The organism is Stenotrophomonas sp. SBJS02 (assembly GCF_020428325.2).
In the GTDB taxonomy this organism is placed as follows: domain Bacteria; phylum Pseudomonadota; class Gammaproteobacteria; order Xanthomonadales; family Xanthomonadaceae; genus Stenotrophomonas; species Stenotrophomonas africana.
This window is the reverse complement of record NZ_CP109812.1, coordinates 879,859-894,824: the sequence shown is the minus strand read 5'-3', so window position 1 is coordinate 894,824 and position 14,966 is coordinate 879,859. Positions and strand designations below refer to the sequence as shown.

The following is a 14,966-nucleotide window of genomic DNA, read 5'->3' as shown; positions in this document are numbered from 1 at the left end:
TCATTCCTCAGGCGTCGAGCGCCTCACCGCTGGAGCGGAACACACGCAGTTTGCGTCCATCCTCCAGCACCTTGAAGCCAACGCGTTCGCCCTTGCCCGAAGCCGGGTTCAGAACATTCACGTTGGAGATATGGATCGAAGCTTCGCGCTCGACCACGCCGCCGGCAACACCTGCCTGCGGGTTCGGCTTGGTGTGGCGCTTGACGATGTTCACGTTGGCGACGACCACGCGGTCGCCGTCGACGCGGACGACTTCGCCCTGCTTGCCCTTGTCCTTGCCAGCGTTGACGACAACCTGGTCGCCCTTCTTGATACGGTTAGCCATGATTATCTCCTGTCGCTCACAGCACTTCGGGAGCGAGCGAGACGATCTTCATGAACTTCTCCGAACGAAGTTCACGAGTCACCGGCCCGAAGATACGGGTACCGATCGGCTCCTGCTTGCTGTTCAGCAGAACGGCAGCGTTGCCGTCGAAGCGGATCAGCGAGCCGTCGGCGCGACGCACACCCTTGCGGGTACGCACCACGACGGCGTCATACACTTCACCCTTCTTGACCTTGCCGCGCGGAATCGCATCCTTCACGGTGACCTTGATGATGTCGCCGATGCCGGCGTAACGGCGCTTGGAACCACCCAGCACCTTGAAGCACATCACCTGCTTGGCACCCGAATTGTCCGCGACGTCAAGGTAGCTCTGCATCTGGATCATGATTCAGACTCCTTATTCAGCCGCACGCGTGATGACTTCCACCACGCGCCAGTTCTTGGTCTTGGACATCGGAGCAATCTCGGTCACGCGGACGACATCGCCTTCCTTGCAGGCGTTGTCGGCATCGTGGGCGTGCAGCTTCGTCGAGCGCTTGATGTACTTGCCGTACAGCGCGTGCTTGACCTGACGCTCAACCAGGACGGTAACCGTCTTGTCCATCTTGTTGCTGACGACACGGCCTTCGACCGTGCGCAGCGTCTTCTTTTCAGTATTGTCGCTCATAGCGGCCATCCTTACTTCGTGCTGCCGAGCAGGGTCTTGACGCGAGCAATCTCGCGACGGACCCGGCGAATGTCGTGGGTCTTCGGCAGCTGGCCGGTGACCTGCTGCATACGGACAGAGAACTGTTCCTTACGCAGGTCGATCAGGTGGGCCTTGAGTTCGTCAGCCGACTTTTCACGGAGAGTTTTGATATCCATCAGCGCACCGTACGGGTCACGAAAGTGGTGGTGACCGAGAGCTTGGCGGCGGCCAGGCGGAACGCCTCGCGAGCCACTTCCTCGGAAACACCCTCGATTTCATAGATCATGCGGCCGGGCTGGATCTGGGCCACCCAGTATTCCACGTTGCCCTTACCAGAACCCATTCGGACTTCGATGGGCTTCTTGGTGATGGGCTTGTCGGGGAACACGCGGATCCACATCTTGCCGCCGCGCTTGACGTAGCGGCTGATCGAGCGGCGGGCCGCTTCGATCTGACGCGCGGTCAGCTGACCGTGTGCGGTTGCCTTCAGGCCGTATTCGCCGAAGCTGACAGCGTTGGCGCTCCAGCTCAGGCCATCGTTACGGCCCTTGTGTACCTTGCGGTACTTGGTTCGCTTGGGTTGCAACATTGTCGTTACCTCGCTTCACGGGCCGGGCGCTGACGGTCACCACGGTCGCCGCGATCGTGACGATCGTTGCGCGACGGGGTGTCGTCCTGCTTTTCCTGGCCAACCTGGGAGAAATCGAAGACCTCGCCCTTGTAGATCCAGACCTTGATGCCGATGATGCCGTAGGTCGTCTTGGCTTCAGCGAAGCCATAGTCGATGTCGGCACGCAGGGTGTGCAGCGGCACGCGGCCTTCGCGGTACCACTCCGAACGGGCAATTTCTGCACCGTTGAGGCGGCCACCGACGTTGACCTTGATGCCCAGGGCACCCAGGCGCATCGCGTTGCCGACCGAGCGCTTCATTGCACGGCGGAACATGATGCGACGCTCCAGCTGCTGGGCGATCGACTCGGCAACGAGCTGCGCGTCCAGTTCCGGCTTGCGCACTTCGGTGACGTTGATGTGCGCCGGGACGCCCATCATCTCGCTCACTTCCTTGCGCAGCTTCTCGATGTCCTCACCGCGCTTGCCGATCACCACGCCCGGACGGGCGGTGTGGATCGTCACGCGAGCGGTCTTGGCCGGACGCTCGATCAGGATCTTGCTGATGCCGGCCTGAGCCAGCTTCTTGCGCAGCATTTCGCGCACTTTCAGGTCGGCTGCCAGGTAACCAGCGAACTCGGCCTTGTTGGCGTACCACTTGGAGTTCCAGTCCTTGGAAATGCCGAGGCGGATACCAATCGGATGAACTTTATGACCCATGGTCTTTTCCTTATCCGCTTACTTGGCGGCGCCCACAACCACAGTGATGTGGCTGGTGCGCTTGAGGATGCGGGTACCGCGGCCTTTCGCCCGCGCCATGAAACGCTTCAGGGTCGGACCTTCATCAACCATGATGGTCTGAACCTTCAGCTCGTCGACGTCGGCGCCCTGGTTGTTCTCGGCATTTGCAATAGCCGACTCCACCACCTTCTTGATCAGGTGGGCAGCCTTCTTGTCCGAGAACTTCAGCAGGTTGACCGCACGCTCGGCCGGCAGACCGCGCACCTGGTCAGCGACCAGACGAGCCTTCTGCGGGGAGATGCGCGCAGTGCGCAGGATGGCTTTCGCTTCCATTGTCATCTCTCCTTACTTGCCCGACTTCTTGTCACCACCGTGACCCTTGAAGGTCCGGGTGATGGCAAATTCGCCGAGCTTGTGGCCGACCATGTTCTCGTTGACGAGAACCGGGATGTGGTTCTTGCCGTTATGCACGGCAATGGTGACGCCTACCATGTCAGGCAGGATCATCGAACGGCGCGACCAGGTCTTGATCGGCTTCTTGCTGCCCGCAGCGGCCTCCACCTTCTTGACGAGGTGGTGATCGACGAACGGGCCCTTCTTGAGTGAACGTGCCATGGTCGATTAGCCCCTACGATCGCGGACGATGAACTGCTGAGTGCGCTTGTTATGGCGCGTCTTGTAACCCTTGGTCGGGACACCCCACGGGGTGACCGGATGCGGATTACCCTGGCCGGCCTTCGCCTCACCACCACCGTGCGGGTGGTCAACCGGGTTCATGGCAGCACCACGAACGGTCGGGCGGACGCCGCGCCAACGCTTGGCACCGGCCTTGCCCAGCTTTTCCAGGCTGTGCTCGTCGTTGCCGACTTCGCCGATGGTGGCGCAGCACTCGACCGGAACCTTGCGCATTTCACCCGAGCGCAGGCGCAGGGTGGCGTAGATGCCTTCGCGAGCCACCAGCTGCACGGCCGCACCAGCGGCGCGAGCGATCTGAGCGCCCTTGCCCGGCTTCAGTTCGATGCAGTGGATGGTGGTGCCGACCGGGATATTGCGCAGCGGCAGGGTGTTGCCAGCCTTGATCGGGGCATCCGAACCAGCGATCACCTGATCACCAGCCTTCAGGCCCTTCGGGGCGATGATGTAGCGACGCTCACCGTCGACGTAGCACAGCAGAGCAATGTGCGCGGTGCGGTTCGGATCGTATTCGATGCGTTCCACGCGCGCCGGGATGCCCAGCTTGTTGCGCTTGAAGTCGATGATGCGGTAGTGCTGCTTGGCACCACCACCGACGTGACGCACGGTGATGCGGCCATGGTGGTTACGACCACCCGAGCGGCTCTGCGACTCGACCAGCGCAGCGTGCGGAGCACCCTTGTGCAGGTCGGGAGTGACCACGCGCACGGCCGAACGGCGGCCGGGGGAAGTGGGCTTGAATTTCATCAATGGCATGGGATGTACCTCAGGCCTTGGCCGTTACATCGATCGACTGGCCATCGGCCAGGCGAACGTACGCCTTGCGCCAATCGCCGCGGCGGCCAGCACGGTTACGGAAGGACTTGTTCTTGCCCTTGACGTTGACCACGTTGACGGCTTCGACCTTGACGTCGAACAGCTGCTCAACCGCGGCCTTTACATCGGCCTTGGTGGCTTCGTTCGAAACTTCGAAGACATACTGGTTGGAGAGTTCCTGCAGGCGCGCGGTCTTTTCGGAGACACGCGGGGCACGCAGCACGCTGAAGATTTTTTCGTTGCTGTTCATGCCAGCCACTCCTCGACCTTCTTGACCGCGTCAGCGGTGATGACGACCGTGTCGGCACCCACCAGCGAGACCGGATCCAGACCCTGGACGTCACGCACCTGCACGTACGGCAGATTGCGGGCGGACAGGTACAGGTGCTCGGACGCTTCTTCGGTGACGATCAGCGGGCGCTTGCCCACTTCCAGGCCGGCCAGCTTGGCGATCAGACCCTTCGTGTTGGTCACTTCGACGTCGAAGGACTCCACGATGGTCAGACGGCCCTGACGGTTCAGCTCGGACAGGATCGCGCACATGGCGGCACGGTACTGCTTACGATTGACCTTCTGCTCGAAGCTGCGCGGCTTGGCCGCGAAGGTGACACCGCCGCCGACGAAGATCGGAGCCGTCAGTGCGCCATGACGCGCGCCGCCGCCCTTCTGCTTCTTCGACTTCTTGGTGGTACCAGCCACTTCGGAGCGAGTCTTCTGTGCCTTGGTGCCGGCGCGACCGGCGTTGCGGTAGGCAACGACGACCTGGTGGACCAGATCTTCGCTGAAATCGCGACCGAACACGGCGTCGGAGACCGAGACCTTGTTGTTGCTACCCGTGATAACGAGTTCCATCGTCATCTCTCCTTATGCCTTGCTCGCCGGACGGACGATCACGTCGCCACCCGCCGCGCCCGGAACGGCGCCGCGAACGGCGATCAGACCGCGCTCGACGTCGACCTTGACCACTTCCAGGTTCTGGGTGCTCTGCTGCACTGCGCCCATGTGGCCCGACATCTTCTTGCCCGGGAAAACGCGACCCGGCGTCTGGCGCTGACCCAGCGAACCCGGCGCGCGATGCGACAGCGAGTTACCGTGGGTTGCATCGCCCATACGGAAGTTGTGGCGCTTGATGGTGCCCTGGAAGCCCTTACCCTTGGTGACACCCTGGACGTCGACGATCTGGCCGACTTCGAAGATGTCCGCCTTGACTTCGCCGCCAACGGCGAAATCGCCGAGCTGCGCGTCTTCAACGCGGAATTCCCACAGGCCACGACCCGCTTCCACCTTCGCCTTGGCGAAGTGGCCGGCTTCCGGCTTGTTGACCAGGGCAGCGCGACGCGCGCCGACGGTCACCTGCACGGCGCTGTAGCCGTCGGTTTCGACGGTCTTGATCTGCGCGATGCGGTTCGGGGTTGCTTCGATCAGGGTCACCGGGATGGAGCGGCCATCTTCAGTGAACACGCGGCTCATGCCAGCCTTGCGGCCCACGAAGCCCAACGAATACTTCTTCGTCATGGTCGTAGTCCTCAGGTCAGCTTGATCTGAACGTCGACGCCGGCAGCCAGTTCGAGCTTCATCAGCGCGTCCACGGTCTTGTCATTCGGGTCAACGATATCGAGCACGCGCTTGTGCGTGCGGGTCTCGTACTGGTCACGCGCGTCCTTGTCGACGTGCGGGGAGACGAGAACGGTGTAACGCTCGATCTTGGTCGGCAGCGGGATCGGGCCACGCACTTGCGCGCCGGTCCGCTTTGCCGTTTCAACGATCTCGCTGGCCGAACGGTCGATCAGACGATGATCGAACGCTTTCAGCCGGATCCGGATCTTTTGGTCCGCCATGGCGGTAGGTTCCTTCGTTAAAAGAGCGACAGACAAAGCCTCTGGGTTGCTTTGTCCCATGAAATTCCTGAATACGGACGACCCACAGTCCTGCAGGCCGCCAAGGTCACTCCATAGACCTCAAAAACGTAGGCAGACCAGTTACCCGGCCTGCCCAGACGTAGAAGCATAATGGCACGCAAGGCAGCTGTCAACAGTCGCCTGTTGACGCCGCCTGAATGGCATTGACCCTTCCTGGTCCGGGGAACACAAGGCACATCCTGTGCCTGCTTTCCCATTTGATACGCCCCGATGCCCTACCCAGGCAACATCGGGGCGCAGATACTACCAGATTACTCGATGATCTTCGAGACCACGCCGGCGCCGACGGTACGGCCACCTTCGCGGATGGCGAAGCGCAGGCCTTCGTCCATTGCCACCGGGTTGATCAGGGTGACGACCATCTTGACGTTGTCACCCGGCATCACCATTTCGACGCCTTCCGGCAGAGCAGCTGCGCCGGTGATGTCGGTGGTGCGGAAGTAGAACTGCGGACGGTAGCCGTTGAAGAACGGGGTGTGACGGCCGCCCTCGTCCTTCGACAGGACGTAGACTTCGCCTTCGAACTTGGTGTGCGGCTTGATCGAACCCGGCTTGGCCAGAACCTGGCCACGCTCGACGTCGTCACGCTTGGTGCCGCGCAGCAGCAGGCCAGCGTTGTCGCCTGCCTGACCCTGGTCCAGCAGCTTGCGGAACATTTCAACGCCGGTCACGGTGGTCTTCTGCACCGGACGGATGCCGACGATTTCGATTTCGTCGCCAACCTTGATCACGCCGCGCTCGATACGACCGGTCACCACGGTGCCGCGGCCCGAGATCGAGAACACGTCTTCCACCGGCATCAGGAACGGCTTGTCGATCGCGCGCTCCGGCTCCGGGATCCAGCTGTCCAGGGCATCGACCAGCTTCAGGATGGCCGGCACGCCGATGTCGCTCTGGTCGCCTTCCAGCGCCAGACGGGCCGAACCGGCGATGATCGGGGTGTCGTCGCCCGGGAAGTCGTACTTGCTCAGCAGCTCGCGCACTTCCATCTCGACCAGCTCGAGCAGCTCGGCGTCGTCAACCATGTCGGCCTTGTTCAGGAACACGACGATGTACGGCACGCCGACCTGACGCGACAGCAGGATGTGCTCGCGGGTCTGCGGCATCGGGCCGTCAGCGGCCGAGCACACCAGGATCGCGCCGTCCATCTGGGCGGCACCGGTGATCATGTTCTTGACGTAGTCAGCATGGCCCGGGCAATCGACGTGGGCGTAGTGACGGACCGGGGATTCGTATTCGACGTGCGCGGTCGAGATCGTGATACCACGAGCCTTTTCTTCCGGAGCGGCGTCGATCGAGGAGTAATCCTTGAACTCGCCACCGAAACGCTCGGCACCGATCTTGGTCAGTGCGGCGGTCAGCGTGGTCTTGCCGTGATCGACGTGACCGATGGTGCCGACGTTGACGTGCGGCTTGGTGCGCTCGAACTTACCCTTTGCCATTGTTCTATACCTTGATTGTTCGTAAGTGGTTTCAAGAGAGGCTGAGCGAGGCTCAGCCCTTCTTCATGACGGCTTCGGCGATGTTGGTCGGAGCCGGCTCGTAGTGATCGAATTCCATGGTGAAGGTGGCGCGGCCCTGGGTCTGCGAACGCAGCGCAGTGGCGTAGCCGAACATTTCACCCAGCGGGATCATCGCGTTGATGATGCTGGCCGAACCGTCACCGGTGGTGTCGGAACCCTGCAGCACGCCGCGACGACGGCTGACGTCGCCCATCACGTCACCCTGGTAATCCTCCGGGGTCACGATCTCGACCTTCATGATCGGCTCCAGCAGCACCGGCTTGGCCTTGGCGAAGCCCTGCTTGAAGGCCATCGACGAAGCCAGCTTGAACGCCATTTCCGAGGAGTCGACGTCGTGGTACGAACCGAACACCAGCTTCACCTTGACGTCCACGACCGGGAAGCCAGCCAGCGGACCGCTGGTGATGGTTTCGCGCAGGCCCTTTTCAACCGACGGAATGAATTCCTTCGGGATCACGCCGCCGGTGATGTCGTTGATGAACAGGAAGTCGTCCTTGATGGCCGGAGCCAGCTTCGGATCGGCACGGTCGGCAGCGGTGATCGGCGACAGTTCGATCACGACGTGACCGTACTGACCCTTACCACCGGACTGCTTGGCGTGCTTGTAGTCCGACTTGACGTCGGCCAGGGTGATGGTTTCGCGGTAGGCCACCTGCGGCGCGCCGACGTTGGCTTCAACGTTGAACTCGCGCTTCAGGCGGTCGACGATGATGTCCAGGTGCAGCTCGCCCATGCCCGAGATGATGGTCTGGCCGGATTCTTCGTCGGTCTTGACGCGGAACGACGGATCTTCCTGCGCCAGACGGCCCAGGGCCAGACCCATCTTTTCCTGGTCCGACTTGGTCTTCGGCTCGACGGCCATCGAGATCACCGGCTCCGGGAACGTCATGCGCTCCAGGATGATCGGGGCGTCCACGGCGCACAGGGTGTCACCGGTGGTGGTGTCCTTCAGGCCCACGGCAGCGGCGATGTCACCGGCCAGAACTTCCTTGATTTCCTCGCGGTTGTTCGAGTGCATCTGCAGGATGCGGCCGATGCGCTCCTTCTTGCCCTTCACCGAGTTCAGCACGGTGTCGCCACCGTTCAGGGTGCCCGAGTAGACACGGAAGAAGGTCAGCGCGCCGACGAACGGGTCGGTGATGATCTTGAAGGCCAGCGACGAGAACGGAGCCTTGTCGTCCGACTTGCGGGTCATTTCGACGGTGTCGTCGTCAACGTCCACGCCCTTCACGTCCGGCACGTCGACCGGCGACGGCAGCAGCTGGATCACGCCGTCCAGCATGGCCTGCACGCCCTTGTTCTTGAAGGCCGAGCCGCAGTACATCGGCACGATCTCGGTGGCCAGGGTGCGGGTACGCAGCGCGTTGATGATTTCAGCCTCGGCCAGCTCTTCGCCGCCCAGGTACTTTTCCATCAGCTCTTCGCTGGCTTCGGCAGCGGTCTCGACCATGAACTGGCGAGCCTCTTCAGCCGGGCCCTGCAGTTCGGCCGGGATTTCACCGTATTCGAACTTCATTCCCTGCGAAGCTTCATCCCAATGGATGGCCTTCATCTTCAGCAGGTCGACAACGCCCTTGAAGTTGTCTTCAGCACCGATCGGCAGCTGCATCGGCACGGCAACCGCGCCCAGCTTGGCCTTCAGCTGGCCGACGACCTTCTGGAAGTTGGCACCGGTGCGGTCCATCTTGTTGACGAACGCGATGCGCGGCACGTGGTACTTGTTGGCCTGGCGCCACACGGTTTCCGACTGCGGCTGCACGCCACCGACGGCGCACAGGACGAAGACGGCACCGTCGAGCACGCGCAGCGAGCGCTCCACTTCGATGGTGAAGTCGACGTGCCCGGGGGTGTCGATGATGTTGAAGCGGTGCTCCGGCAGGGACTTGTCCATGCCCTTCCAGAACGCGGTGGTGGCAGCGGACTGGATCGTGATGCCACGCTCCTGCTCCTGCTCCATCCAGTCCATGGTGGCGGCGCCGTCGTGCACTTCACCGATCTTGTGGCTCTTGCCGGTGTAGAACAGGATGCGCTCGGACGTGGTGGTCTTGCCGGCATCGATGTGAGCCATGATGCCGAAGTTACGGTAACGCTCGATGGGAGTGGAACGGGCCACGGGAGCCTCTCAGATTTCTTGGATTTCGGATGGCCGAACGCCGCCTTTCGGCGGCCTTCGGATTGGCGCAGTCCTTCTGGGACCGCGAGGCAGCACGCACCGAAGTGGTGCTGCCCTGCCTGTTTTACAAGGCCGTCAAACTCACCAGCGGTAGTGGGCGAATGCCTTGTTGGCTTCGGCCATGCGGTGGGTTTCTTCGCGCTTCTTGATGGCGCCGCCACGGTTTTCCGAGGCGTCGATCAGTTCAGCAGCCAGCTTCTTCGGCATGGTGTTCTCACCACGCTTGCGCGCGGAGTCGATCAGCCAGCGCATGGCCAGAGCCATCTTGCGCGACGAACGCACTTCGACCGGCACCTGGTAGGTGGCACCACCGACGCGACGCGACTTGACTTCGACCGCCGGAGCGACGTTGTCCAGAGCCTTCTGCACCAGTTCAATGGCGTTGGCGCTGCTGTTCTTCTCGGTGATCACGTCCATGGCGCCGTACACGATCTTTTCGGCGACGGACTTCTTGCCGCTCTGCATGACCATGTTGATGAAGCGGGCGATGGTTTCGCTTCCGTGCTTCGGATCGGGCAGGACGGAACGCTGCGGAGTATTACCCTTACGCGACATAGTGCTCTCTCCTTATGCCTTCGGACGCTTGGCGCCGTACTTGGAACGGGCCTGGCGACGCTTGGCAACGCCGGCGGCGTCGAGCGAGCCACGAACGGTGTGGTAACGCACACCCGGCAGGTCCTTGACGCGACCGCCGCGGATCAGGACCACGGAGTGCTCCTGCAGGTTGTGGCCTTCACCACCGATGTAGGAAATCACTTCTTCCTGGTTGGTCAGGCGGACCTTGGCAACCTTGCGCAGAGCCGAGTTCGGCTTCTTCGGAGTGGTGGTGTAGACACGGGTGCAGACGCCACGGCGCTGCGGGCACTTGTCGAGCGCCGGCGAGGCACTCTTGTAGGTGGTCGCTTGCCGCGGCTTGCGGACCAGCTGGTTAATCGTCGCCATCAGTAGGTTCTTCTGATTGGTGGCCGGAAAATCCGACCAGAGATGCGGAAATGTTAAAGCAGGCCAAAATTCTGGCCTGCTGAGACAGACGATTGTAGCAACCTGCCAGGAAAGCAGTCAAACGCCTCCTGTCAAGCCCGTTCCTGATCCCGGAACGTTACTGGGGGGCCTCCATGTACCCCGTTCAGGTTGGCCGGGTCGATCGCGGACGATCTCCCCTGCCCTTTCCCAATCCCATCGATGGACCGATGGGGTGGTCCGGCCTTGCGGCCGGACCGGATACCTCATTCTTCGCCCGAAGCCTGTTCAGCTTCGGCTTCAACCACCGGCGCCTCAACCACAGCCGGGGTGCCGGCCAGGGTCTGCATTTCCGACTCGGTGAGACCGGAAGCGCCGCGACGGCGGTTGCTGTGGTACGCCAGGCCGGTACCGGCCGGAATCAGGCGACCCACGATGACGTTTTCCTTCAGGCCACGCAGGTTGTCCGAGGTGCCGCGGACGGCCGCTTCGGTCAGCACGCGGGTGGTTTCCTGGAAGGACGCGGCCGAGATGAACGATTCGGTCGCCAGCGAGGCCTTGGTGATACCCAGCAGGACCGGATCGAAGTGCGCCGGCAGCTCGTTGCGGGCTGCAAGGCGGGCATTCTCCTCGATAACGCGCTGGCGCTCCACCTGTTCGCCGTTCAGGAACTTGCTGCTGCCCTGGTCGGTGATCTCGACCTTGCGCAGCATCTGGCGGGTGATCACCTCGATGTGCTTGTCGTTGATCTTCACGCCCTGCAGGCGGTACACGTCCTGGATTTCCTTCACCAGGTAGGCGGCCAGCGGTTCGACACCCAGCAGGCGCAGGATGTCCTGCGGGCTCGGCTCGCCGTCCACGATGGTTTCACCCTTGGTGACATGCTCGCCTTCGAACACGATGACCTGGCGGTACTTCGGGATCAGCTCTTCGTGCTCCGAACCATCGGTGTCCTTGATGATCAGGCGCTGCTTGCCCTTGGTGTCCTTGCCGAAGCTGATGATGCCCGAACGCTCGGCCAGCACCGCCGGATCCTTCGGCTTGCGTGCTTCGAACAGATCGGCCACGCGCGGCAGACCACCGGTGATGTCGCGGGTCTTCGACGCTTCCTGCGGGATCTTGGCGACCACGTCACCCACGCCGACGGCAGCGCCGTCCTGCAGGTTGACGATCGAGCGCGGCGGCAGCAGGTACTGCGCCGGCAGATCGGTGCCCGGGATCGACAGGTCGTTGCCCTTGGCGTCGACGATGCGCACGATCGGGCGCAGGTCCTTGGCCTGGGTACCACGACGCTTCGGGTCGGTGATTTCGCGCGACGCCAGGCCGGTCAGCTCGTCGGTCTTCTCGATGACGGTGATGCCGTCGACAAAGTCGATGAAGCGGATGAAGCCGGCCACTTCCGACACGATCGGGTGGTTATGCGGATCCCAGTTGGCCACGGTCTGGCCCGCCTTGATCGCATCACCGTCCTTGGACGTGATGGTCGCACCGTACGGCAGCTTGTAGCGCTCACGCTCACGGCCGTGGGCATCGAGCACCGAGATTTCGCCCGAGCGCGACACTGCCACCAGCGAGCCGTTGGCGTGCTCGACGGACTTGAGGTTGCTGAACTTGACCGAGCCGGTGGTCTTGACGGTGATGTTGTCGACCGCAGCAGCTCGCGACGCCGCACCACCGATGTGGAACGTACGCATGGTCAGCTGGGTACCCGGCTCACCGATGGACTGGGCGGCGATGACGCCGACCGCTTCACCGATGTTGACCAGGTGACCACGGGCCAGATCGCGGCCGTAGCAGCGACCGCAGACACCGAAGGCCGATTCGCACGAGATCGTCGAACGCACCTTGATGCTCTGCACACCGGCGTCTTCCAGCTTGGCGACCCAGGCTTCGTCCAGCAGGGTGTTGCGGGTGACGATCGGATCTTCGTCGTTGCCCGGCAGGAACACGTCCTCGGCAACCACGCGACCCAGCACGCGGTCCTTCAGCGGCTCGACCACGTCGCCGCCTTCCACGATCGGAGTCATGATCAGGCCTTCGGTGGTACCGCAATCCACCTCGGTGATCACCACGTCCTGCGCGACGTCGACCAGACGACGGGTCAGGTAACCCGAGTTCGCGGTCTTCAGCGCGGTATCGGCCAGACCCTTACGGGCACCGTGGGTGGAGTTGAAGTACTCCTGCACGTTCAGGCCTTCACGGAAGTTCGCCTTGATGGGCGTCTCGATGATCGAGCCGTCCGGACGCGCCATCAGGCCACGCATACCAGCCAGCTGACGGATCTGCGCCTGCGAACCACGCGCACCGGAGTCAGCCATGATGTACAGCGAGTTCATCGACTTCTGGTCGATGGTCTCACCCTTGGCATTGACGACCTTCTCGGTACCGATGGTGTCCATCATCGCCTTGGCGATGCGCTCGTTGGTGCGCGACCAGATGTCGACCACCTTGTTGTAGCGCTCGCCGGCGGTGACCAGACCCGACTGGTACTGCTCCTGGATTTCCAGCACTTCGGCTTCGGCCTCGGTGAGGATGCCCTTCTTCTCGTCCGGGATCAGCATGTCATCGATGCCGATGGAGACGCCGGCACGGGTCGCGTAGGCGAAGCCGGTGTACATCAGCTTGTCGGCGAACACGACCGTGTCCTTCAGACCCAGCTGGCGGTAGCTGGAGTTGATCAGGCGGCTGATGTTCTTCTTGGTCAGCTCGGTGTTGGCCAGCGCGAACGGCAGGCCTTCCGGCAGGATTTCAGCCAGCAGGGCGCGACCGATCGTGGTATCCACGATCGAGGTCTTCGGCTGCTTGTTGCCGTCTTCGTCGGTCACCACTTCGGTGATGCGGACCTTGACGCGCGCGTGCAGTTCCACCACGCGGTTGTCGTAGGCACGCTTCACTTCGGCGATGTTGGCGAAGGCCATGCCCTCGCCCTTCTTGTTTTCCAGCGAGCGGGTCATGTAGTACAGACCCAGCACGACGTCCTGCGACGGCACGATGATCGGCTCGCCGTTGGCGGGCGACAGGATGTTGTTGGTCGACATCATCAGCGCACGCGCTTCCAGCTGGGCTTCCAGCGAGAGCGGCACGTGGACGGCCATCTGGTCACCGTCGAAGTCGGCGTTGAACGCGGTGCAGACCAGCGGGTGCAGCTGGATGGCCTTGCCTTCGATCAGCACCGGCTCGAACGCCTGGATACCCAGACGGTGCAGGGTCGGCGCACGGTTCAGCATCACCGGATGCTCGCGGATGACCTCTTCCAGGATGTCCCAGACTTCGGCTTCTTCGCGCTCGACCAGCTTCTTGGCGGCCTTGATGGTGGTGGCCAGGCCACGACGCTGCAGCTTGGCGAAGACGAACGGCTTGAACAGCTCAAGCGCCATCTTCTTCGGCAGGCCGCACTGGTGCAGGCGCAGGTACGGACCGACCACGATGACCGAACGGCCCGAGTAGTCGACGCGCTTGCCGAGCAGGTTCTGGCGGAAGCGACCCTGCTTGCCCTTGATCATGTCGGCCAGCGACTTCAGCGGGCGCTTGTTGGTGCCGGTGATGGCACGGCCACGACGGCCGTTGTCCAGCAGCGCATCGACCGATTCCTGCAGCATGCGCTTTTCATTGCGCACGATGATGTCCGGCGCGCTCAGTTCGAGCAGGCGGCGCAGGCGGTTGTTACGGTTGATGACGCGGCGGTACAGGTCGTTCAGGTCGGAGGTCGCGAAGCGGCCACCGTCCAGCGGGACCAGCGGACGCAGGTCCGGCGGCAGCACCGGCAGCACGGTCATGACCATCCATTCCGGACGGTTGCCCGATTCCAGGAAGGCTTCGATCAGCTTGATGCGCTTGGTGAGGCGCTTGAGCTTGGTTTCCGAACCGGTAGCAGCGATTTCCTCGCGCAGGCGGGTCATTTCCGACTGCAGGTCGATCGTGCGCAGCAGTTCATACACTGCCTCGGCGCCCATGGCGGCGTCGAAGTCGTCACCGTGCTCCTGGCGGGCCTGCAGGTACTGTTCTTCGGTCAGCAGCTGGCGGCGTTCCAGGGCGGTCAGGCCCGGCTCGGTCACCACGTAGGCTTCGAAGTACAGCACGCGCTCGATGTCGCGCAGGGTCATGTCCAGCATCAGGCCGATGCGCGACGGCAGCGACTTCAGGAACCAGATGTGCGCGACCGGCGAGGCCAGGTCGATGTGGCCCATGCGCTCGCGACGCACCTTGGCCAGGGTCACTTCGGTGCCGCACTTTTCGCAGACCACGCCGCGGTGCTTCATGCGCTTGTACTTGCCGCACAGGCACTCGTAGTCCTTCACCGGGCCGAAGATGGCGGCGCAGAACAGGCCGTCGCGTTCCGGCTTGAAGGTACGGTAGTTGATGGTTTCCGGCTTCTTCACTTCGCCGAAGGACCACGAACGGATCAGGTCCGGCGAGGCCAGCGCGATCTTGATCGCGTCGAAGTCCAGCGTCTGGCGCTGCTGGTTGAAGAGGTTGAGCAGGTCTTTCATGGTGTTCTCCAGAAGGAGGAATGCTGTGT

18 protein-coding genes are annotated in these 14,966 nt (G+C 62.6%); all 18 read right to left on the bottom strand.

All coding sequences use genetic code 11. The features are described 5' to 3' along the window. Positions 1-7 precede the first annotated feature (7 nt). A complete protein-coding gene (gene rplX, locus FQS62_RS04095) occupies positions 8-325 on the bottom strand; it encodes a 50S ribosomal protein L24 (protein ID WP_004154490.1) in 318 nt (105 codons plus the stop codon). A gap of 16 nt (positions 326-341) precedes the next feature. Beyond that, positions 342-710, bottom strand: a complete 369-nt coding sequence (gene rplN, locus FQS62_RS04090; RefSeq protein ID WP_004145357.1) for a 50S ribosomal protein L14 — start codon at positions 708-710, stop codon at positions 342-344. Between the two features lie 12 nt (positions 711-722). Next, positions 723-992 (bottom strand): 30S ribosomal protein S17, encoded by a 270-nt coding sequence (gene rpsQ / locus FQS62_RS04085; protein WP_004154489.1) that lies wholly within the window; start codon positions 990-992, stop codon positions 723-725. Between the two features lie 11 nt (positions 993-1,003). Then, a complete protein-coding gene (gene rpmC / locus FQS62_RS04080; protein WP_004154487.1) occupies positions 1,004-1,189 on the bottom strand; it encodes a 50S ribosomal protein L29 in 186 nt (61 codons plus the stop codon). Next, the gene (gene rplP, locus FQS62_RS04075; RefSeq protein WP_004154486.1) at positions 1,189-1,602 is read right to left on the bottom strand and encodes a 50S ribosomal protein L16; all 414 of its coding nucleotides are present in this window, start codon (positions 1,600-1,602) and stop codon (positions 1,189-1,191) included. The genes rpmC and rplP overlap by 1 nt, the downstream gene beginning before the upstream one ends. A 5-nt stretch (positions 1,603-1,607) precedes the next feature. Further along, positions 1,608-2,342 (bottom strand): 30S ribosomal protein S3, encoded by a 735-nt coding sequence (rpsC, locus tag FQS62_RS04070; protein ID WP_004145350.1) that lies wholly within the window; start codon positions 2,340-2,342, stop codon positions 1,608-1,610. An 18-nt stretch (positions 2,343-2,360) separates the two neighbouring features. Beyond that, positions 2,361-2,696 (bottom strand): 50S ribosomal protein L22, encoded by a 336-nt coding sequence (gene rplV / locus FQS62_RS04065; protein ID WP_004145348.1) that lies wholly within the window; start codon positions 2,694-2,696, stop codon positions 2,361-2,363. Positions 2,697-2,708: 12 nt separating this feature from the next. Continuing rightward, positions 2,709-2,978 (bottom strand): 30S ribosomal protein S19, encoded by a 270-nt coding sequence (gene rpsS / locus FQS62_RS04060; RefSeq protein WP_004154485.1) that lies wholly within the window; start codon positions 2,976-2,978, stop codon positions 2,709-2,711. 6 nt (positions 2,979-2,984) lie between these two features. Continuing rightward, positions 2,985-3,812 carry a 50S ribosomal protein L2 gene (gene rplB / locus FQS62_RS04055; RefSeq protein ID WP_004145339.1) on the bottom strand — a complete coding sequence of 276 codons (828 nt, stop codon included), beginning with the start codon at positions 3,810-3,812 and terminating at the stop codon, positions 2,985-2,987. A 10-nt stretch (positions 3,813-3,822) separates the two neighbouring features. After that, on the bottom strand, positions 3,823-4,122 hold the full coding sequence (gene rplW, locus FQS62_RS04050) for a 50S ribosomal protein L23 (protein ID WP_004145338.1): 300 nt from the start codon (positions 4,120-4,122) through the stop codon (positions 3,823-3,825). Next, positions 4,119-4,724: a 50S ribosomal protein L4 gene (rplD, locus tag FQS62_RS04045; RefSeq protein ID WP_004145337.1), complete on the bottom strand. Its 606-nt coding sequence runs from the start codon at positions 4,722-4,724 to the stop codon at positions 4,119-4,121. The genes rplW and rplD overlap by 4 nt, the downstream gene beginning before the upstream one ends. Positions 4,725-4,736: 12 nt before the next feature. After that, positions 4,737-5,387, bottom strand: coding sequence for a 50S ribosomal protein L3 (gene rplC / locus FQS62_RS04040; RefSeq protein WP_004145336.1), 651 nt, complete (start codon positions 5,385-5,387; stop codon positions 4,737-4,739). A gap of 11 nt (positions 5,388-5,398) precedes the next feature. Further along, the gene (rpsJ, locus tag FQS62_RS04035) at positions 5,399-5,710 is read right to left on the bottom strand and encodes a 30S ribosomal protein S10 (RefSeq protein WP_005408208.1); all 312 of its coding nucleotides are present in this window, start codon (positions 5,708-5,710) and stop codon (positions 5,399-5,401) included. A 332-nt stretch (positions 5,711-6,042) separates the two neighbouring features. Next, entirely contained in the window at positions 6,043-7,233 is a 1,191-nt protein-coding gene (gene tuf / locus FQS62_RS04030) for an elongation factor Tu (protein ID WP_004154360.1), read from the bottom strand. 52 nt (positions 7,234-7,285) lie between these two features. After that, the gene (fusA, locus tag FQS62_RS04025) at positions 7,286-9,427 is read right to left on the bottom strand and encodes an elongation factor G (protein WP_005408207.1); all 2,142 of its coding nucleotides are present in this window, start codon (positions 9,425-9,427) and stop codon (positions 7,286-7,288) included. Positions 9,428-9,568: 141 nt separating this feature from the next. Beyond that, a complete protein-coding gene (gene rpsG / locus FQS62_RS04020) occupies positions 9,569-10,042 on the bottom strand; it encodes a 30S ribosomal protein S7 (RefSeq protein ID WP_004145321.1) in 474 nt (157 codons plus the stop codon). Positions 10,043-10,054: 12 nt separating this feature from the next. Next, positions 10,055-10,429, bottom strand: a complete 375-nt coding sequence (rpsL, locus tag FQS62_RS04015; protein WP_004145320.1) for a 30S ribosomal protein S12 — start codon at positions 10,427-10,429, stop codon at positions 10,055-10,057. Positions 10,430-10,713: 284 nt separating this feature from the next. Next, the gene (rpoC, locus tag FQS62_RS04010; RefSeq protein WP_099589278.1) at positions 10,714-14,937 is read right to left on the bottom strand and encodes a DNA-directed RNA polymerase subunit beta'; all 4,224 of its coding nucleotides are present in this window, start codon (positions 14,935-14,937) and stop codon (positions 10,714-10,716) included. Between the last annotated feature and the right edge of the window lie 29 nt (positions 14,938-14,966).

What these genes read in the sequence shown, in the direction of transcription:
- rplD (WP_004145337.1), bottom strand. Translation starts at nt 4,724, where the DNA reads ATGGAACTCGTTATCACGGGTAGCAACAACAAGGTCTCGGTCTCCGAC.
- rplW (WP_004145338.1), bottom strand. Translation starts at nt 4,122, where the DNA reads ATGAACAGCAACGAAAAAATCTTCAGCGTGCTGCGTGCCCCGCGTGTC.
- rpsQ (WP_004154489.1), bottom strand. Translation starts at nt 992, where the DNA reads ATGAGCGACAATACTGAAAAGAAGACGCTGCGCACGGTCGAAGGCCGT.
- rplX (WP_004154490.1), bottom strand. Translation starts at nt 325, where the DNA reads ATGGCTAACCGTATCAAGAAGGGCGACCAGGTTGTCGTCAACGCTGGC.
- rplV (WP_004145348.1), bottom strand. Translation starts at nt 2,696, where the DNA reads ATGGAAGCGAAAGCCATCCTGCGCACTGCGCGCATCTCCCCGCAGAAG.
- rplC (WP_004145336.1), bottom strand. Translation starts at nt 5,387, where the DNA reads ATGACGAAGAAGTATTCGTTGGGCTTCGTGGGCCGCAAGGCTGGCATG.
- rpsG (WP_004145321.1), bottom strand. Translation starts at nt 10,042, where the DNA reads ATGTCGCGTAAGGGTAATACTCCGCAGCGTTCCGTCCTGCCCGATCCG.
- rpsS (WP_004154485.1), bottom strand. Translation starts at nt 2,978, where the DNA reads ATGGCACGTTCACTCAAGAAGGGCCCGTTCGTCGATCACCACCTCGTC.
- rpsC (WP_004145350.1), bottom strand. Translation starts at nt 2,342, where the DNA reads ATGGGTCATAAAGTTCATCCGATTGGTATCCGCCTCGGCATTTCCAAG.
- rplP (WP_004154486.1), bottom strand. Translation starts at nt 1,602, where the DNA reads ATGTTGCAACCCAAGCGAACCAAGTACCGCAAGGTACACAAGGGCCGT.
- rpmC (WP_004154487.1), bottom strand. Translation starts at nt 1,189, where the DNA reads ATGGATATCAAAACTCTCCGTGAAAAGTCGGCTGACGAACTCAAGGCC.
- rpoC (WP_099589278.1), bottom strand. Translation starts at nt 14,937, where the DNA reads ATGAAAGACCTGCTCAACCTCTTCAACCAGCAGCGCCAGACGCTGGAC.
- tuf (WP_004154360.1), bottom strand. Translation starts at nt 7,233, where the DNA reads ATGGCAAAGGGTAAGTTCGAGCGCACCAAGCCGCACGTCAACGTCGGC.
- rpsL (WP_004145320.1), bottom strand. Translation starts at nt 10,429, where the DNA reads ATGGCGACGATTAACCAGCTGGTCCGCAAGCCGCGGCAAGCGACCACC.
- rplN (WP_004145357.1), bottom strand. Translation starts at nt 710, where the DNA reads ATGATCCAGATGCAGAGCTACCTTGACGTCGCGGACAATTCGGGTGCC.
- rplB (WP_004145339.1), bottom strand. Translation starts at nt 3,812, where the DNA reads ATGCCATTGATGAAATTCAAGCCCACTTCCCCCGGCCGCCGTTCGGCC.
- rpsJ (WP_005408208.1), bottom strand. Translation starts at nt 5,710, where the DNA reads ATGGCGGACCAAAAGATCCGGATCCGGCTGAAAGCGTTCGATCATCGT.